The 19,748-nt window shown below is 64.3% G+C and carries 12 protein-coding genes; 1 reads left to right on the forward strand and 11 read right to left on the reverse strand.

Translation table 11 applies throughout. The features are described 5' to 3' along the window. Window positions 1–117: 117 nt before the first annotated feature. The 9 genes from ACJ8HB_RS12540 to fes all read right to left on the reverse strand — a co-directional run bounded on the left by ACJ8HB_RS12540 (window position 118) and on the right by fes (window position 12,864). Window positions 118–735: a DUF2238 domain-containing protein gene (locus tag ACJ8HB_RS12540; protein WP_047569699.1), complete on the reverse strand. Its 618-nt coding sequence runs from the start codon at window positions 733–735 to the stop codon at window positions 118–120. A gap of 121 nt (window positions 736–856) precedes the next feature. After that, the gene (yncE, locus tag ACJ8HB_RS12545) at window positions 857–1,876 is read right to left on the reverse strand and encodes a 7-bladed beta-propeller protein YncE (RefSeq protein WP_369916763.1); all 1,020 of its coding nucleotides are present in this window, start codon (window positions 1,874–1,876) and stop codon (window positions 857–859) included. Window positions 1,877–1,981: 105 nt separating this feature from the next. Continuing rightward, window positions 1,982–2,842 (reverse strand): isochorismatase, encoded by an 861-nt coding sequence (locus tag ACJ8HB_RS12550; protein ID WP_047569701.1) that lies wholly within the window; start codon window positions 2,840–2,842, stop codon window positions 1,982–1,984. Window positions 2,843–2,845: 3 nt separating this feature from the next. Next, complete coding sequence (locus ACJ8HB_RS12555) at window positions 2,846–4,474, reverse strand: (2,3-dihydroxybenzoyl)adenylate synthase (RefSeq protein ID WP_033649956.1); 1,629 nt, start codon at window positions 4,472–4,474, stop codon at window positions 2,846–2,848. A 7-nt stretch (window positions 4,475–4,481) separates the two neighbouring features. After that, window positions 4,482–5,687: an isochorismate synthase gene (locus ACJ8HB_RS12560; RefSeq protein ID WP_047569703.1), complete on the reverse strand. Its 1,206-nt coding sequence runs from the start codon at window positions 5,685–5,687 to the stop codon at window positions 4,482–4,484. Window positions 5,688–5,899: 212 nt separating this feature from the next. Next, window positions 5,900–7,156 carry an enterobactin transporter EntS gene (entS, locus tag ACJ8HB_RS12565; protein WP_047569705.1) on the reverse strand — a complete coding sequence of 419 codons (1,257 nt, stop codon included), beginning with the start codon at window positions 7,154–7,156 and terminating at the stop codon, window positions 5,900–5,902. A 176-nt stretch (window positions 7,157–7,332) separates the two neighbouring features. Next, the gene (locus ACJ8HB_RS12570) at window positions 7,333–11,277 is read right to left on the reverse strand and encodes an enterobactin synthase subunit F (protein WP_047569707.1); all 3,945 of its coding nucleotides are present in this window, start codon (window positions 11,275–11,277) and stop codon (window positions 7,333–7,335) included. Window positions 11,278–11,309: 32 nt separating this feature from the next. Continuing rightward, window positions 11,310–11,516, reverse strand: a complete 207-nt coding sequence (locus ACJ8HB_RS12575) for an MbtH family protein (protein ID WP_033636748.1) — start codon at window positions 11,514–11,516, stop codon at window positions 11,310–11,312. After that, the gene (fes, locus tag ACJ8HB_RS12580) at window positions 11,491–12,864 is read right to left on the reverse strand and encodes an enterochelin esterase (protein ID WP_072265060.1); all 1,374 of its coding nucleotides are present in this window, start codon (window positions 12,862–12,864) and stop codon (window positions 11,491–11,493) included. Before fes ends, ACJ8HB_RS12575 begins: the two co-directional genes overlap by 26 nt. A 284-nt stretch (window positions 12,865–13,148) precedes the next feature. Here fes and ACJ8HB_RS12585 point away from each other — a divergent pair, with 284 nt between their 5' ends. Continuing rightward, a complete protein-coding gene (locus ACJ8HB_RS12585; protein ID WP_033636747.1) occupies window positions 13,149–15,431 on the forward strand; it encodes a TonB-dependent siderophore receptor in 2,283 nt (760 codons plus the stop codon). A gap of 58 nt (window positions 15,432–15,489) precedes the next feature. On the opposite strand, the gene ACJ8HB_RS12590 is transcribed toward ACJ8HB_RS12585, so the two are convergent. Together ACJ8HB_RS12590 and ACJ8HB_RS12595 are read right to left on the reverse strand one after the other, a co-directional pair. Further along, window positions 15,490–16,722 carry a YncE family protein gene (locus ACJ8HB_RS12590; protein WP_047569710.1) on the reverse strand — a complete coding sequence of 411 codons (1,233 nt, stop codon included), beginning with the start codon at window positions 16,720–16,722 and terminating at the stop codon, window positions 15,490–15,492. Between the two features lie 47 nt (window positions 16,723–16,769). Further along, entirely contained in the window at window positions 16,770–19,679 is a 2,910-nt protein-coding gene (locus ACJ8HB_RS12595; protein WP_047569712.1) for a condensation domain-containing protein, read from the reverse strand. Window positions 19,680–19,748 lie beyond the last annotated feature (69 nt).

Genomic DNA, 19,748 nt, shown 5'->3' on the forward strand with positions numbered 1-19,748 from the left:
CATAGAGAAGATTTTGCAGCCTATTACTGGTGCAGCACGCACGCAAACTGGATTAACAATCTAAACAGCCATAAAAAAACCCGCCATAAGGCGGGTCTGAGCAACGCCGGAAAATAGTCAGCACAGGCGGCGAATTTGCCGGTCTTGCCAACCGGCGAACAGCAGCAAACCGCATAGCGCGCCGAGCAAGGCGCAGAACATGTCGGACTGGGTATCCCACGGGTCACCCTGGGTGCCGAGAAACTCGTCGGCGCCCTGGCCCAGCGCCAGCGCCGCCCACCACTCGATCAGCTCATACACCGCGCTAATCGCCAGCGCGATGCAGCACACCACAAAGCCCAGCATCTTGCGCCCTTGCACATGGCCGCCGCGCAGCAGGATCTCGCGCGCCACCAACGCCGGCACCAATCCCTGGAAGAAATGCCCCAGTTTGTCGTATGGGTTGCGGCCAAGATCCAGCCACTGCTGCACCTCAAACCCCAGCGGTACGCGGGCGTAGCTGTACATGCCGCCGAAAATCAGGATCAGCGCATGGAAGAAAATTAGCGTGTAGAGCAGCGGCGTCAGCGGGTAGCGGCGATAAGTCAGCCACAGCAGCGGCAAAACTACCAATACCGGCGCCACCTCCATCAGCCAGGTGGTGCGATCGTAAGGGCGGATGCCGCTGTGGATCAGCGCGGCCAGCAGCAGTAGGGTGATAACGGACAATAACAGCGGGGTACGCGAGGCAGGCATAACCAACGTTCCTTCGGGTTAACGGATCAATACACTCTTTATACCGCAGATCCTTGGACGAAAAAAAACAGGCGGAGCGTCGCCGCTTCGCCTGTTCGATATGCGCTTACCCTGAGCGGGATTATTTCAGCGCTACGCGGATCACATCGTCCGGCGCGGTGGCTTCTTTCTCGCGGCTGGAAGCCTGCTTGACGCTGACGTACAGCGTCTGGCCGTCCGGCGAAAGCGCCAGGCTGTTCGGGTGGGTCGGCGTCTTGATGGTGTTCAGCACCTTGTAGCTCTTGGCGTCGATTACGCTCACTTCGCCCGCCTGGCGATGGGTGACGTAAACTTCATTGCGCGCCGGGTTGAACAGCACCGCCAGCGATTCCGGCACGTCGATCTTGCTCAGGATGTTGCCGTTGCGGGTATCCACCACCAGGACCTGCGGCTGCTTGGAATCGGTGATGAACGCGCGATGGGTAGCGGTATCCAGGCTGATGTTCAGGAAGAAGTGCTCTTTGGACTCATCCAGCTTCTTGCGCGACAGCACCTTGTTGGATTGGGTGTCGATGGTCACCAGCTCGCCGTCAGCGTTGGTGACGTACAGACGTTTGGCGGCGGCGTCCAGCGCCAGGCCGGTGCCGTATTTGCCGGTGTCGGTCACGGTGGCGCGCAGGGTCAGATCCTTGCCGTCCACCACCCACACTACGCTGGATTCACCCAGACCGGTGATGTAAAGGGTATCGCTGTCGGCATCCGCCACCAGCTCACGCGGCGCCAGCGGCTTGACGGTCTCGGAGCGCTTGCGCGCGTCCAGCACCAGGCGGCCTTTCACGTCGCCGGTCTTGGCGTCGATGGCGGTCACCGAGTTATTGACGGTGTTGCCGAAGAACAGCGTGCCGGTCTTGGCGTTGACGGCGGCGCCGAACGGTTTGATGTCATTATGAATAATCTGGGTCACGTCCAGCGTGGTCGGATCCAGGCGGTAAACGATGCCGCCCTTGTCCAGCTTGCGGCTCTGCGACGTCGCCAGATAGAGCGCGTTCTCGCTCGGGCTGTAGGCCATTTCATAGGCGCCCTTGCCAACCGGCTTGCGCAGCACTTCCGGCGCGGTCTGCGCCAGCAGCGTATTGGAGAACAGCAGCGTGGACAGCAGCATCAGCGGAAATGCCGCACGTTTTCCCTTGGTGATCAAAGCATTCATCGTAATCTCCTTATAGAACCAACGGGGCGGCCGAGCGGCCGCCCTCTCTCGTTATTAAAATCAGGCTTTCTCTTCGGAAAGCAGCGCCCACCAGCTGTCGATGGTCGGGTTGCGTGCCAGCGCGATAAAGTCGATATCGCCGCGGATCTTGCGCCAGCGGGTCGCCAGCTCCATGATGCGCACCGAATCCAGGCCGTAATCGATCAGGTTCTCATCGTTGCCCATGTCTTCGCTGTCTTCGTCCAACAGCGGCAGGATCTGCTGACGCAGCGCATCGATGCTGGCGATACCGGCAGCCGGCAACAGGGACGCGGTGGTCACCACCCGGCCGCAGCGGCCGGCGGTGTAGCGCAGCGCCATCAGGTGTTCGTCGCGCGAGAAATCCGCCAGGCCGTCGGCCACCATGAACGGCTGGATATTGCGCATGAAGGCGTCGATGGCGGTGGTCAGGCAGCCGATGTGCGCATACACGCCGCAGATGATCAGCTGATCGCGGCCGGACTCCTGCAGGATCTCCTGCAGCGGCGAGCGGTGGAAGGCGCTGTAGCGCCATTTCACCAGCACCGTGTCGTCTTCGTCCGGCGCCAGCGCGGCGGTCACCGCCTGCTGCTCAGGGTGTTTGTTCAGGCCCGGCCCCCACATGTCGTTCAACAGCGCGCGATCTTCATCGCTCTGCTGGTTCGGCTGCGCGGTATAGAACACCGGAATGCCCTGCTGTTTGCAGTAGCGGCGCAGGCTGGCGATGTTCTCCACCACCTGTTTAATCAGCGCGCTGTCTTCGCCCCAGAAATTGAGGAAATACTGCTGCATATCGTGGATCAGCAGCGCGGCGCGCTGCGGTTCTACCTGCCAGGTGACTTTATTTTGCGGCAGTTCGTCCGCCGTCGGCAGCGCGTAATCATTAAGTTTTGGAATGGCCATCGATTAATCTCCCTGAGCCTGAGTCTGTAGTTGCGCGTCGAGCTGCTGGCGCAGCCGTTTTTTGTCCACTTTGCCGACCGGGGTCAGCGGCAGGCTGTCCACCTGAATAAAGCGATCCGGCAGTTTGAAGTCCGCCACGCCCTGCTCGCGCAGGTGGCGACGCAGCACCACCGGCTTCAGCGGCGCGTTGGCGATGATATAGGCGCAGCTCTTCTCCCCCATCAGCGCGTCCGGCATCGACACCAGCGCGGCGTTGATCACGTCCGGATGACGCAGCAGCAGGTTCTCGATCTCCTCGGCGGCGATCTTCTCTCCGCCGCGGTTGATCTGATCTTTCTGCCGCCCCTGCACGGTGATGTAGCCGTCTTCGCTGATGCTGATCAGATCGCCGGAGCAGTAGAAACCGTCGGCATCGAAGGCGTCGGCGTTGTGCGCCGGGCTCTGGTAGTAACCGCGGAAGGTATAAGGCCCGCGCGTCATCAACCGCCCGACCTCGCCCGCCGGCAACGGATTGCCGTCGTCATCCGCCACCCACACTTCGTCGTCCGGCGACATTGGCCGCCCTTGCGTCGTCAGGATGTGGCGTTCGTCGTCGTCCAGCCGGGTGTAGTTCACCAGCCCTTCCGCCATGCCGAACACCTGCTGCAGTTGGCAGCCGATTTCGTTCTGAATGCGCGCCGCCAGCGTTTCGCCCAGCTTGGCGCCGCCCACCTGCAGCAGTTTCAGGCTGGCGAGCTGGGCGTTGCCGCCCCACTCTTCGATCGCCTGCAGCCACAGCGTGACCGCCGGCGGCACCAGCGCCGTCACGTTGATTTGGTGCTGTTCGATCAGACGGAAGCACTGCCCGGCGTCCGGATCGGCGGCGAACACCACCAGCCCGGCGCCATAAAACACGCCCAGCACGCCCGGCGAACTCATCGGGTAGTTGTGCGCCACCGGCAGCGCGCACAGATAGCGGGTCTGTGCGTCGAAACGGCAGATCTCCACGCTGCGGCGAATGCTGTAGTAGTAATCATTGTGGGTGCGCGGGATCAGCTTCGGCGTACCGGTGCTGCCGCCGGAAAGCTGGAAGAACGCCACCTGATCGGCCGCGGAAGGCTGCGCGACAAAACCGTCGCTCGCCTCGTCCAGCCAGGCGGCCAGCGCCAGCTCGCCCTCGGGCTGGCTGCGCAGCGCCACAACCCGCAGCGAAGGATGCGCATCGCGGAAGGCGTTCAGGAATTGATCGTCAGCAAACAGCCCGTGCTGGCGATCGGCGATCAGCAGCGCCGGTTTGATCTGCTCGGCATAGGCGTTCAGCTCGCTGCGCTGATGGCTGAACAGCGCGTTGACCGGCGCCACGCCAATTTTCAGCAGCGCGAAGAACACGATATAGAACTCCGCCACGTTGCCCAGCTGAACCAACGCGGTGTCGCCGGATTTCACGCCGCGGCGCAGCAGAGCGGCCGCCAGGCGATCGGAGCGCTGCTGCAGCTCGCGGTAGGTCAGGCTGCCCTGGGCGTCGATAATCGCCGGGGCGTCGTTGTTGGCCTGGCGGTCGAGGATCTCGGTCAGCGGCTTGTCAGTCCAGTAGCCGCGTTCGCGATAGCGGCTGGCGAACTCCGCCGGCCAGGGGGTAAAGGCAATGCTCATCTTGTCGTTATCCTTGATTCATACCAAAGGCACGCAGAATGGTGCTGAGTTTGGTGCCTGTTTCATGCCATTCAGATTCGGGTGAAGAGTCTTCCACAATGCCGGCGCCGGCAAACAGCCGCACCCGGTTGCCGTCAACGGTGCCGCAGCGGATAGTCACTACCCACTCGCCGTTGCCTTCGTCGTCGCACCAGCCGACGATGCCGCCGAACAGGCCGCGATCGAACGGCTCCAGCTTGCCGATCAGGGCGTGTGCCTGGGCCGTCGGCATGCCGCACAGCGCCGGCGTCGGGTGTAGCAGGCAGGCCAGCGACAGGGCATTTTCGTCTGGAGACGCCGCCTCGCCGTCGATCGGCGTGGAGAGATGCCACAGCGTGGTGGTGGTCAACAGTTCAGGGGTGTGCGGCACGTTCAGGTAGCGGCAGCGGCCGGCCAGCACGTCACGCATGCTTTCGGTGACGATGCGATGCTCGTGGCGATCTTTCGCCGAGGCCATCAGCCGCTCCCCCACTTCGCGATCGCGCTGCGGGTCGGCATCGCGCCGGGCGGAACCGGCCAGCGGGTTGGAGTAGAAACGGCCGCCGTCCTGGCGCAGCAGCAGCTCCGGGCTGGCGCCCAACAGCGCACCCTGCTCCAGCGGCACGTGGAAGTGGAAACCGTGCGGGTTTTGGGCGATCACGCGCGCCATCAGCGCATGGCGATCCACCGGCCGGCGCGTTTCGATCTCCAGCAGGCGCGACAAGACCACTTTATCCAGCTCACCGGCCTTCATCGCGTGAACGGCATCGCTGACCATGTTCATGAACGGCTGCTGCGGCGGCAGCTCCGTTATGCCAGCCAGCTCCGGCCCCTCTGCCGCCGGCTGAACGCCGGCCATAAAAGCGGCGCGATCGAACCAGCGGCTCTGCTGCGGAATAAACAGCGCCGAAGGCTGCCGGGTATCGAACGGGATAGCGCCGCACAGCAGCGGATTTTTGATACCGGCCTGACGGGCCTCGGCAAACGCCTGCCGCACGCTGCGCTGGAACTCGCCGTTCAGATCGGCGCCGTCCGCGGCCGGCAGGCGAATGCGGCTGAAACATCCGGTGGTGGTCAAGCTGCGGAAAGGGGAGGTAAAGAAGAAGCCCGACGCCGGAGAAAAATCAGCGGCGAACCGGTGTTCTTCGCGCTCCTGCATTTCCTTTCGATTGATGTCGTTCACGGCAGTATCCATCGCTTCGCCCTCAAGGATTTGAAGTGATAACCAATATAATAATGATTATCATTTGAGTTAATTCCGCGCTAAATTACTCGCCGATATTTGCTATGTCAATAAACGTAAGCACTTCTTTCATTTCGAAATCATGACATAAACGCTGTGGGTTTTACGCATGCCGATGATAAGCATTGCTATTTGATCCCACAGCGTTGTCTTAACGCGTTCGACTACTTTTCTGTGGCGGGCTGCGGCTCCGGTTTGTGCAGCGTCACCTGGCGCAAACCGGTCATGGCAAACAGCAACAGGATGCCGAGCAGCGCCGCGCCGAAGCCGAAACCGCTGGCGCTCATCGCCGGCAGCATGAAGGCGCCCATCGCCCCCAGCAACAATGCGCCCAGCGCATCGCCCACCACGTTCTGCGCCGTCCACAGGCCGTTGATGCGGCCGAGGAAGTTATCCGGCGTCAGGCTCTGGATCAGGCCGTATTGCAGCAGCGAGTTCAGCGCGCTCAGGTAGCCGAACGCCACCAGGCACAGCAACGCCAGGCTGTACCACGGCATCAGGCCGAACAGGCCAATGGCGGCGAACGCCGCGATCGCCGTCAGCAGCATCACCCAGCCGGGGCGCGCCACGTGCGCCACGCGCCCGCTGGTGAACGCACCGATGGCCGCGCCGAGCGGCACTGCGGCGTACATATAGCCGAGGTGGGCAGCGTCGATGTGCCAGCTTGCCGCCATCGCCGGGTACAGCACGCGCACTGCGCTGGCCATGGTCAGCAGCGCGCCGATCAGCGCCACCATGCCGATCACCTTGTTCTGGAACAGGAAGGCGAAGCCGCCCGCCAGCGCGCGCAGCGGGTGTTCACGCGGCTGCGGCGGCGGCATCAGCTGCGGCAGGCTCAGCAGCGGCAGCAGCGTCAGCAGGGTGCCGAACGCCGCCAGGCCGTAGTTCCAGGCAATGCCCATATGAGCAATCACCAGGCCGCCAATCGCCGGAGAAAGGATCGAGCCGAAGCGCACCGTCAGCATGCTGATGGCGCCCGCCTGCACGATGTTTTCGCGGCCCACCAGCGCCGGCGTGGCCGCCAGCAGCGCCGTCACCCCCACCGCGCCGAAGAAACCGTCCCACACCGCCAGCAGATAAATGGCCGCCAGCGAAGGTGACGGCAACAGGGCGTTGAGGCACAGGCCGACGAAGCCGATGCCGCAGGTGGAGCGCGCGAACAGGATCAGTCGGCGCCGCTCATAGCGATCGGCCAATACGCCCCCCATCAGCAGCCCGGCGAACATGCCGCCGCCGGCCAGCGTCACCGCCAGCCCGACCTGCAGGGTGGAACCGGTCAACGCCTGGATCTGCACCGGGATGGCGATCGCCATCAGCCCCAGCGCCACAATGGAAATAAAGCGCGCGCAGAATACCGCGCGGAAAGCCCGGTTGGTTTTCAGCAGGCTAAAATCAAGCAGGATGGAGGGTTTGCTACTCATCGGTTTTTCACCACATCGTTAAACGGGGATTCTGCAGTTGCGGGGCGCTATGCTAGCACAGATGGCGAAATCAATAATGATAATAAAACTCATTGATATTCAACCGTGAGCAACCGCAAGAAACGCCGCCACACGCGGGGTCATCCCCGTGCCTGGCGGCGAGATGACGGACGCGATTACAGCGTGCGCAAGATCCGGTTCAGCAGCGGCCCCAGCACTTTGAACGACGCCGGCGAAACGATATCGACATGCGCACAGTCCAGCTCGTGCGCCTGCAGCGCATCGACGTACTGCGACCAGGTTTGCTGCACGTCCATCCCTTCCTGCAGCGTGCGTTTGGCGACGAACAGCGTCGCCTGGCCGTGGAAACGGGCAGTACGCGTGTGCGACAACAACCGCACCGAGTCGGCGTAGTTGGCTTCAATGTTGTCGAACATCGCGGTGCGCGTCTCGCCCAGCGCCGGATCGAGCGTATCCTGCGACACCGCCAGGAACTGCTCGCGCTCGCGCTGCACCTCCTTCAACACGTTGTCGTCCAGCATCACGTCCCAGTTTTGGGTCTCCGGCGGATAGGTATCCAGCAGGCCGAGGAACGCCACCTGCTCGCCGCGCGCCTGCAGCCGGGCGGCAATGCCCTGCGCCAGCGTGCCGCCCAGCGAATAGCCGATGAAGTGGTACGGCCCGTGCGGCTGTACCTGCAACACCGTCTGCAGGTGGGCATCCACCACCTGATCCATATCTTCACTCAGTGCCAGCGGGCCGTCCGGCCGCGGCGACTGGATACCGACCAGCGACCAGTGCTGATCGAGATAGCGCGGCAATACGCTGAACTGCCAAGAGAAACCGGACGCCGGGTGCAGACAGAACAGCGTCGGCCCCTCGGTGACGCGCAGCGGCAATACGCTGTCGAAGCCGCTGCGATCGGCCTCTTCCTGCGTGCGATCTTCCGCTAACAAGACAGCCAACTGCTCGACGCGCGACGCCACCATTACCTGGCCGACGGACACCGCCTTGCCCAGATCGCGGCGCAGCTCCGCCGCCAGCCGCATCGCCAGCAGCGAATGGCCGCCGAGCGCGAAGAAATCGTCATCGGCGAACACCTGCTCACGCTGCAGCAAACGGGCAAATACCGCCGCGATCTCGCTTTCCAGCCCGGCCTGCGGCGGCCGCCCAGCCTTGCGCTCGCCGCCCTGCGGCTGCGGCAAGGCCTTGCGATCCAGCTTGCCGTTGGCGCTCAGCGGCAAATCGCTCATTTCCACCAGCGCCACCGGCACCATGTGCGGCGGCAGCCGGTCGGCCAGCGCCGCGCGCAGGGCTTCCGCATCCCAGCTCGCGCCAGGCTGCATCACCAGATAGCCCACCAACTGGCGCGCATCGCCGCCGGCGTCCACCGGCGTGCCCTGCAACACCAGCGCGTGCGTCACCGCCTGGCGCACGCCCGGCAGCGACAGCAAGGCGTGGTCGATTTCGCTCAGCTCGATCCGCTGCCCACGGATCTTCAGCTGATCGTCGCTGCGGCCCAAATATTCCACCGCGCCGTCCGGCAGCCAGCGCGCCACGTCACCGGTGCGGTACATGCGCCCGCCCTCGCCGAACGGATCGGCGACAAAGCGGCTGGCGGTCAGATCCGGCCGGCCAAGGTAGCCGTGCGCCAGCTGCACGCCGGTCAGATACAGATCGCCCGCCACGCCCGGCGGCACCGGCCGCAGGCGCGCGTCAAGAATGCGCAGCCCGGTGTTCCATACCGGCAGGCCGATCGGCACGTTGGCGCCGGTCACCTTCGCCAGCGCGTCGCCGTAGGCCGGATGCCAGGTCACGTCCACCGCCGCTTCGGTCGGGCCGTAGAGGTTGTGCAGCGGCGCCGCCGTGCGGCTTTGCCACAGGCGGCACAGCTCCGCCGGCAGCGCTTCGCCGCTGCAGAACACCTGGCGCAGCGCGGCGCAGCTCGCCACCGCCGCGTCGTCGTCCAGGGCGGCAACGAAAGCCGCCAGCATCGACGGCACGAAGTGCAGCGTGGTAATGCGGTGCTGCGCGATCAGCTGTTGCAGCTGCTGCGGATCGCGGTGCGCCTCCGGCGGCGCCATCACCAGCCGGGCGCCAACCATCAGCGGCCAGAAGAATTCCCATACCGAGACGTCGAAACTGCACGGCGTTTTCTGCAGCACCGCGTCGTCCGCCCCCAGCGGATACTGGTGCTGCATCCACAGCAAGCGGTTGACGATCGCCTGATGGCCGACCAGCACACCTTTCGGGCGCCCGGTGGAGCCGGAGGTAAAGATGATATAGGCCGCATGGTTCGGCGTCGGGCCCGCGATCGCCACCCCGGCGGCGTGGTCGGCCGGCAGCGGCGCGTCATACAGCAAAATTTCGCCCTTGTCGGCGAACCGCGCCTGCTGCGCCGGGTTGGTGATGACCAGCCGGGGCGCGGCGTCTTCTAGCATCATCGCCAGCCGCTCGTCCGGATAACCGGTGTCCAACGGCAGATAGGCGGCGCCCGCTTCCACGATCGCCATCAACGCCAGCGACAGGAACACCGAACGCGGCAGCGCCACCGCCACGATGTCGCCCGGCCGCACGCCCTGCGCAACCAGCTCGCGCGCCAGCGCCATGACCTGCTCGCGCGTTTCGCGGTAGGTGAAATTGAAATGCGCATCCGCCAGCGCCGGCGCGTCCGGCGTGGTTTGCGCCTGCTGCGCCAGCAGCTGGCTCAGCGTGGTCGCCGGCACCGGGTGCGCCGTGTCGTTGACCCGCGCCAGCAGCGCATGATCGTCGGCGGTCAGCATATCGGCTTCGCCGATCGGCAACGTTGCCTGCGCGGCGAACTGCGCCAGCAGCAGCGGCAGCCGCTGCAGGTGCGCCTGCAGCTCCTGGCGACCGTAACGCTCGGCGTTGGCCAGCAGCTCAACCTTCAACTGATGGTGTTCGTCGATAAACAGCGCAATCTCCAGATCGCGCACCGGCCCGGAGGCCAGATCGTGAGTGATGCCTTCGATACCGGCGAAATCCAGCTGGTAATCGAACATTTTGAAGTTGAAGACCGTGCCGTACAGCGGTTCGCCGTCGCCGATGCGCCCCAGATCGCGCTGCACCTGTTCGGCGTCGTAGCGCTGATGGCGGCGCACCGTTTTCAGCTCGCGGCTGATGCGGGCGGCGGCCTCATACAGCGTGGCCTGCGGCTCGAGATGCATCTCCATCGGCAGCACGTTGATCACCGGCCCGGCGGCGCACAGGGCGGCCGATCCGGTACGGCGCATGAAGATAAAACCGGCGCTGAAACTCGGTTGGCCGCTCAGGCGCGATACCCACAGCGCCACCAGCGCCACCGCCATATCGGCGGCGTTCAGCTTCTGCTGCGCGCCGCACTGCACCAGTTCGGCGAAGGCCTGCGGATCGCAGCGCTGTTCCAATCGATGGATGCGCGGCGTGGGGGTTTGCCCGGCCAGCGGCTGCGGGCAGAGCGTGGCCGGCGGCGGCAACTGCCGCGCTTTTTCGAGCCAGAAATCGGCGTCGCGTTGCCAGGCCGGCGCCTCCCGGTAAGCCTGGTATTCCGCCACCACGTCGCTGAACGCCGTGAAAGGCGTCGGTTCCAGCGCGTCGCCGCGGCAAAGATGGGTGTAAATCGCCGCCACGCGGCGAGCGATGGCGGTGAAGCTGAAACCGTCCACCAGCAGATGGTGATAGCGCTGATACCAGAACCAGCGGTTATCCGCCAGGCGCATCACCACATGGCGATACAGCGGCGCGCCGCTGCCGGCGCGCAGATCGCTCGCCAGATCGATGTCCATCAGGGCGCGCGCGGCGGCTTCGGGATCCGGCGACGTCGTCAGATCGACAAGTTCCGGCTCGTGCACCGCCAGCGCGTCATCCAGCCATTGCACCGGCACGCCGTCGCGTTCCGCAAAACGCAGGCGCAGCATGTCCACCTCGCCCAGGCCCTGGATGATGGCCTGCAGCAGAGGCTCCACGGCAATGGGGCCGTTGAGTTCGATGGCGTGGGCCACCGCGTAGGCATTGCGATGCGGGGAGATTTGATCGGCGACCCAGATGCCGGGTTGCGCCGCGACCAGCGGCCATTCGCCCGCAAGCGCCGGGCCGCTGAGAGAGTTAGGGGTGTGTGACACTGCTTATTGCTCCCGTGATTACCTGGCGCCGGTCACGCCTTGCTTGCTGCGACCGGCAGAATGTCTTGCCAATGCTGTTCCAGCCACTCGGTGCACGCGGTGCGCGCCGCCGGGCCGAAGACGATCGTCCAATCGGACGGAATGGCGCGGAAATCCGGCCACAAACTGTATTGTTGTTGTACGTTGCGCAGCACCAGGCTGCGCTGCTGTTGATCATCGAACGGATTCAGGCTTTCCATCATGTGTTCCTCGTGCCGTCGCCGATGCCGGATAAGCGGTGGCGAAAGCGGAGGCCCAGACCGCCTGCAGCCCGTCGGTCAGGCCGCTGCGCCAGCACAGCGCGTCGTGCCCGCCTTCCACCACCCGGTAGTGCACCCGATGGCCGGCGTCGCTCAGGCGAGCCGCCATTTCGCCGCTGACCCGATGCACCAGCTTTTCCTGCGAACCGGCTTCCATAAATACCTTCAGCGCACCGTGGTTGCCCAGGCCATGCCGTTCCACCTGCTGCATCAGCCAGCAGGCGTCGTCGGGGATGCTCGGCAGCTGCAGCATGTCGCGCCGCGGCCACCAGTAGGAACCGGACTGGGTAATTACCGCGCCGAAGCGCTGCGGCCAGCGCAGCCCGGCGTACAGAGAGGCCAGGCCGCCAAAGCTTTGCCCCGCCACCACCGTATCGGCCGGTTTGTCGCTGTGCGGCGCCCAGTCGGCCAGCTGCGGCATCAGTTCTTCCTGCACCGCCAGCCAGAAATCGTCCTTGCAGGTTAATTCTCGCGCCCGGTGCGGCAGATCGATGATGTCGATCAACACATACACCGCTTCCGGCAACGCTCCCTCGCGGGTCAGCTGCATCAGCGGCTCCCAGACCGGCATCTGCTTCGCCCAGAACTGACCGTCGAGCAGGATTGCCAACGGACGCTCGGCCGGCTTGCTGTCGCCGGTGGTGTAGATCCAAACGTCGCGGCTGTTGCCCAGGCGCTCGCTCTGCCAGGTATGGCGCTGCAAACGCGCCGGCAGCGGCGGCGTGCAGCGCCCGCTGGCGATCTCATACTCGTCGAACGAACGCCATACCGGCTGCGGCGGCGCATCCGGCATGTGCAGGCCGGAGACGCTGTGGCCGCTGGCGCTTTGCCAGGAGCGATACGGGTTGAGCAGATCGGGGGTGGCGCTGGCGAACACCTGGTGCCACCAGTGGCGCAGGTTGTGCATGTTGGCGTGCGCATCGTCGCCGCTGAACGCCGGCGGCCGCTCGTCAAAGCAGGGAATAAAGCAGTAGCTGCCGCGCCAGGCGCCGCTCAGCTCGGTCTGCCAGTACCACACGTCGGTGCCGGCCAAACGCTGCAGGCTTTGCGGCGGATTCGGCTGGTGATGGTCGGTCAGGCAGTTGATGTTGATCCACACGCGGCGGTAGGCGGAGGTCAATTCGCATCCCTGAGGATCGCGCCAGAAAAAGGTGGTTCGCCAGCGGCCATTACCCGCCGGTTCTACCCATGGCGTACCGCGCCGTGCCACCGTCAACCACCATCCTGGACTGCCCGCATTGCTGCTGGCCAATAATCTGCTGCTTTCTGACTGTAGTTCTGTATTCACAACGCCTACCCATTTTGTAGTTGGCGGCACCGGGAACGTCGACTTTTCCCTATCGCCGGCCACCGCCCGAACGCACTGTACGCCAAATACTATTGATAATAATTTGCATTTGCAATAGTGTGTAAGGCTTGGAGATCGTGCTGGTATTGCGCGCAACGGACAGGGATCGGGGATATATCAATGGCATCCCTTGCCGCAGCCGATTTTCTATTTCCGACTACACAAAAACTACAACCGCCCTTCCCCCCGTTCGGCGAGGGATGGCAGCAAGGTAGGACACTCAAATGAAAAGCAAGCTATCACGTTATTCTTTAGCCACTCTTATCGGCTTGGGATTGGGCGCGTCCGCGTTCGCCAACGCCGCGCAGCAGACCGATACCCCCACCACGGAAGAAAACAGCGGCGCCGCGGATAAAAAGCCGCGCGGCGAAGACACCATCGTCGTGACCGCCGCCCGGCAGAACCTGCAGGCGCCTGGGGTGTCCACCATCACCGCCGATGAGATCAAGAAACGCCCGCCGGCGCGCGACATCAGCGAACTGATCCGCACCATGCCCGGTGTTAACCTGACCGGCAACTCCACCAGCGGCCAGCGCGGCAACAACCGCCAGATCGATATCCGCGGCATGGGCCCGGAAAACACCCTGATTCTGATCGACGGCAAACCGGCCTCCAGCCGCAACTCGGTGCGTCAGGGCTGGCGCGGCGAGCGCGACTCGCGCGGCGATACCGCCTGGGTGCCGCCGGAAATGATCGAGCGCATCGAAGTGCTGCGCGGCCCTGCCGCGGCGCGCTACGGCAACGGCGCCGCGGGCGGCGTGGTCAACATCATCACCAAGAAGGCCGGCGATGCGCTGCACGGCTCGCTGAACGGCTACTTCAACGTGCCGCAGCACAAGCAGGAAGGCGCCACCAAACGCACCGACTTCAGCCTGTCCGGCCCACTGAGCGATTCCCTGAGCTTCCGTCTGTTCGGCGGCTACAGCAAAACGCAGGCCGACGCCTGGGACATTAACGAATCGCATAAGTCCGAACGCGTCGGCGCCTACGCCAACAGCGTCCCGGCCGGGCGCGAAGGGGTGGTCGATAAAAATATCGACGCCTTGCTGCACTGGGACTTCGCCCATCTGCAGTCGCTGGAGTTCGAGTACGCTTACGGCCGCCAGGGCAACCTGTACGCCGGCGATACCCAGAACACCAACACCAACGCCCTGGTGCAGAGCAACTACGGCGAAGAGACCAACCGCATCTACCGTGAAACCTTCGGCCTGACCCACCGCGGCGCCTGGGACAACGGCGTGAGCACCAACAACTACGTGCAGTTTGAGCGCACCCGCAACACCCGCCTGAACGAAGGGCTGGCCGGCGGCACCGAAGGCATCTTCGACACCAAAAACACCGGCTTCGGCACCACCAAGCTGGACGACTTCCTGGCGCACAGCGAAGTCAGCGTGCCGTTTGAACTGGGCGTCGCCCAGACCGCCACGCTGGGTACCGAGTGGACCCAGCAGCGGATGAAGGACGGCACCTCCACTAGCCAAACGCTGATGGGCGGCACCATTCCCGGCATGACTACCGGTACGCGCAGCCCTTACGCTTCCGCGCATATCTTCTCGCTGTTTGCCGAAGACAACATTGAACTGACCGACACCACCATGCTGACGCCGGGCCTGCGCTACGATCTGCATTCGGAATCCGGCAACAACTGGAGCCCGGCGCTGAACCTGTCACAGGAACTGGGCGACTACTTCACGCTGAAGATGGGCATCGCGCGTTCCTACAAAGCGCCGACGCTGTTCCAGACCAACGGCAACTATCTGCTGTACAGCAAAGGCCAGGGATGTGCCGGCAGCGATACCAAAAACGGCTGCTACCTGCTGGGCAACGACGATCTGAAGGCGGAGACCAGCGTCAACAAAGAGATCGGGCTGGAATTCCATAACGAAGGCTGGCTGGCCGGCGTGACCTACTTCCGCAACGATTACCACAACAAGATTGAGGCGGGTAACTCTCGCATCGCCACCAGCAGCACCGGCACGGCGGTCTATCAGTGGGAAAACGTGCCGAAAGCGGTGGTGCAAGGGCTGGAAGGCTCGCTGAACGTGCCGGTGAGCGAGACCGTCACCTGGAGCAACAACGCCACCTACATGATCGAGAACAAGAACAAGACCACCGGCGATTACCTGTCGGTGATCCCGAAATTCACCGTCAACTCGACCCTCAGCTGGCAGGCCACGCAGGATCTGTCGATGCAGTCCACCCTGACCTGGTACGGCCGTCAGAAGCCGAAGAAGTACAACTACCAGGGTAAACCGGCCACCGGCGGCGAAACCCGCGAGGTCAGCCCTTATGCCGTCGTCGGCGCCAGCGCGACCTATGACCTGACCAAAAACGTCAGTCTCACCGCCGGCATCGATAACCTGTTCGACAAACGCCAGTTCCGCGCCGGCAACGCGCAGAACGTAGGCGATCCGAACACCGGCGCGATCAACATCGCCGGTGCAGGCGCGGCCACCTACAACGAACCGGGCCGCACTTACTACATGAGCATCAACACCCACTTCTGATGACATGACCCAATGACAAAGGGGCGCCGCGGCGCCCCTTTTTATTTTCGCTTTTACGTTACCTGGTGTGCAGCTGAATGCGCACCACGCTTTCCGGCTTGCCGGCCTTGGTGGAAGCGCCGTCGTTTTTCACCGTCACGAACAGCGCGTCGCCTTTCGGATCCAACGCCAGACTGTTAGGGTGCGGCGGCAGGTCTACGGTTTGCAGGCGCTTGAGCGTCTTGGCGTCGAACACCGTCAGCGTCCCGGCGCCGTGATCCACGCGCACGCCTTTGCGGTTGGCGACGTACAGCCGCTGGCTGCGCTCGTCGAGCAGCAGGCCGATCGGCACCTCATCCGTCAGCTCGCTGGCCAGTACCTTGCCGCTGTCCGCATCCAGCGCGAATACCCGGTGGCCGCTGCTGCGCTTCACGTAGTCGTGCCCCAGATGATGATTGCGGTAGTTATCGCGATCGATACCCTGATCGACACCCAGCAGACGATTGCTCGCCGGATCATACACCAGATTCAGCAGCTGATCGGCCTGCACTTCGTGGGTGGCGGTGATCGCCAGCGTGTCGGCGTTCAGGGTGATCACCTGCCCCTGCATGTTGGAGACGAATACCCGGCGGCCCTTCTCATCCAATGTGATGCCCACCGCGTTGTAGCCGAAGCCCGGGATCACTTTCTCCAGCTTGCCGGCCTTGGTATCGACCACGTACAGCACGCTGTCGACGCCGAAGCCCAGCCCCGGCAGGAACAAGCGGCCGCTTTGCGCGTCATACTTGATCTCGCGAATGCGGTACAGGTAGTCCTCGGTGATTTTGAACTTCTTCAACTCCGCCAGCAGGAAGTCCAGGCGCTTGCCACTGATGCCCGCCTGCTTGTAGGCCTGCTCCAGCACCGCTTTGTCCAGCAGCTTGATGCTGCCCAGCGCGTGGTTGGTGGTGGTGTCCACCACCCCGACTTCGCCGTTGAAGCCCTGAGTCAGGTACAGGCGATTGCCCGCATCGTTCAGCGCCACGCCGAAGCCTTTCACCTGCAGCGGGATCTCCGCCTTGATCGCCAGGGTGTTGGGATCCAGCCGCAGCACACGGGAGCGCGCCTCTTCCTTCCAGTCCGGCGCGCTGACGAACAGCGCCTGTTGCGAGGTGCTGTAGGCCATCTCCACCACCGCCGACGACAGCGCCTCGCGCTTGATGTCCTGCGGTTTGATGCCGGCATCGTCGGCCTGCGCAGCGCCGGCGACCACCAGAGAGGCCGCCACCAGCAGCGAAAGTAACGCGCGCGGGGTTGCTAGGGTTCCAGACATCCTTTTATCTCCTTGAAAATCATGCTTTCGGTTAGAGTGAAACAACGTCATGCCTGCGGCCCGGGCGGCAGCGCCGCCAGAGCGATATCGCCAGCGATGTGCTGCGCAAACTGGGTAAAGACGTGCTGAACGCCGTCGGCGATCAGATTGGCCTGCTCCCGGCTGTAGTGATCCTGGCGGTAGGTCATCATCACCCGCAGGGATTTCTTCCCGGCCAGATCGTCTTCCATCACCTCAAACTGCAGGCCGAGCAGCGACTCGGCTTTTTCCGGCTCCACCTGGCGGTAGGCGATCGCGCTGCCGTCCTGCAGCCGGAACTCGCCGTTCAGCTTGATGCGGCTGTGGATCTGGATAAACACTTCGAACATGTGGTTCTTGCGATCGGCGTCCACGCCGAACAGCCCTTCCTCCACCAGATCGATTGGAATATCGGTGTACGGCAGCGAGCCGTTGATGGTGTTTTTCACCTGGCTGACCAACCCGGCCACCGTCAGCCCCTCGTCGAAGCGCACGCGGTGCACCACCACGGTGGTGAAGTAGCCGACGGTATCGAAGAACTCGGCGTCGTTACGGCCGGAGGTCGAGGTGCCCACCAACAGATCCGCCGGGCCGCCAAGCAGGTGCAGCGCCGAGGTAATCCCGGCATACACCACGTTGAACAGCGAAGCGTTGTTGCGGCGGGCGAGCTGATACAGGCCTTCCGCCACGGCGGGATCGACCTCGAACTCCAGCCAGCCGCCGTTGACGTCCGCCGGTGCCGGCACCGCCGGGTGGGTGGATGGCTCTTGCCGGAAGATCGGCTGGCCGACCGGCGCGCCGCGCAGCGCGTCGAGCCAGTAGTCCAGATGTTGCTGCTGCACCCCGGAGGCCCGCTGCTGCCGGGCGAAGGTGTGGAACTGCGGCGGCTGCCCGCTCCACTGCGGCGCCTGGCCGACGACGCGATGGCGGTAGGCGACGCCCAATTCATCCATCATCAGGTTGAGCGACCATTCATCCAGCACCACATGGTGGAACAGCAGCGACAGCAGCTGCTGACCGTTGTCCGCATCGCGCAGCAGCGTGACGCGCAGCGGCAGCTCGGCGGCCAGATCGAACCGGTGCTGGCCGGCGTCGGCCAACAGGGCGGCGGCGTTGCCCGCCGGCGTCTCGTGGGAGAAGCGGAACCACTGGTACTCCGGCAGCTCGGCGGCCGGCACCACCACCTGCACCACCGCGCCCTGCTGCTCGACGAAGCGTGAACGCAGCACGGTATGGCGAGTCATGACGTCGATAAACGCCTGACGCAGCGCCGTTTCATCCACCGCATCGAAGAAGCGCAGAGAGAACGGCAGGTTGAAAATCTCGTCATGGCCGAAGGCTTCATACACCTTCCACAGCGATTCCTGCGCCAGCGACAGCGGTGCCTGCGCCCGATCATGATCGTCGGCGGTGGCCACCGCGGCATTCGGCTGCGCAACGTTCAGGCGTTTGGCATAGCCCGCCAACCCGCGCGCCGTCGGATGGCTGAACAGGTCGTTAATGTTGATTTCGATCTGATGCAGGCTCAGCAAACGGCCGATCACCCGGGTGGCCACCAGCGAATGGCCGCCGCGATCGAAGAAGTCTTCATCCAGGGTCATTTCCGGCGCCACCAGCGCCTCACGGAACTCCTGCAAAATCAGCGGTGCAACGCTTTCGTCCGCGTCGCCGTTCGCCGCCGGCGCGGCCATCGCCGGGGAAACGGACTCAGCCGCCGGCAATGCGACGGCAATCCGCTGCCCGGCCAGGAAGGCGCTGAACTGCTCCAGCAGGAAAGGCGCCACATGCGGAGAGAGGCGCGGATCGGTGACCAGCTCGAGCGTCAGCGCTTCCGCCTCCGGCAACTCCAGCAGCAGCGCCAGCTCAAACGGCGTATGCAGCGGCGGCAGCAACAGGCGTTCGGCGTGAACGCCTTCCAGCCGCCACTCTGCGGCCAGATCGTCGCGCCAGGCCACCAGCAGCTGCGCCCGTTGCGGGTCCGGCTGTTCAGCCACGGTTTGCGCCAGCAGCCGCTGCCCGGCGTCGCCCTCGCCATGCTGCACGGTCAGGCGCATCAGCGGCGGCGCCGTCAGGCCCAGCTCCAGGCCGACGTACTCCGCCGTATCCGCCGCCGGCACGCACAGCTGCACCGCTTGGCCGCCGGCCTGCGCGGCGACGAACTCGGCAAACCGCGCCGCCACCGCCGCCAGCAGCGCCCGCGGCGTGTCGTTGGCGGGCAACAGCGAGCGCGCAATGCGCGTGACCACGCGCGCGCCCACCGTCGGTAAGGCTTCAGCGCGCTGCGCCGGGCTGCGATAATCCTGCAGTGAGACCGCCTGGCGCACCCACGGCAGCTGCGGCTCCGGAGTTTCCGCCAGCTCGACCGGCTCCGCCGCGAAAGGCAGAGGCATCGCGTCCCCGTTATAACGGGCGGACAGCATCGCCGGCAGATGACGCCACGGCAGCGTTTCCGCCAGGATGTCATGCAAGACCACGCCCAAAATCACGTTATCGCCCGGCGTGAGCAACAGCAGGCAGCGCAACGGCGCTTCGCTTTCCAGTACAAACGGCGTTGCCTGCGCTTGCAGCAGGCGACAAATGGCCTGTTTTTCGTCCGCCACCTGACGAAGGCTCACCGGCAACGGCGCCGAGCCGGCGGGGCGTTTCACCAGGCCGTTTTCGTCATCAAAAACGTAGCGCACGTCCACGCCCGGCGTTTCCCGCACCAGCGCCTGCAGCGCCGCCGTCAATTGGGCGATATCCACATCCCCCGTCAAACGCCAGGCCAACGCCCGCTGCCCGCGTGCGTCACCCTGCTGCAGATGGGCAAACCATGCCCGCTCTTCGGCTTCGCTCACCGGCCGCTCGCCGCTCGCCGACGCCGCGCCCAGCGCCTGAAACGCGCTCTCCAGCCGCTGGGCCTCTTCATCGCTCAGAATGCTGTCAAAATCACCGATCACTGCGTTATCTCCTCTGCCCGGCCGTGCCGGGATAGCGCATAAAACGGGGGACATTCGTCCCCCGTCATC

It is taken from the genome of Serratia sp. CY27727, from assembly GCF_052169275.1.
GTDB classification, from domain to species: domain Bacteria; phylum Pseudomonadota; class Gammaproteobacteria; order Enterobacterales; family Enterobacteriaceae; genus Serratia; species Serratia sarumanii.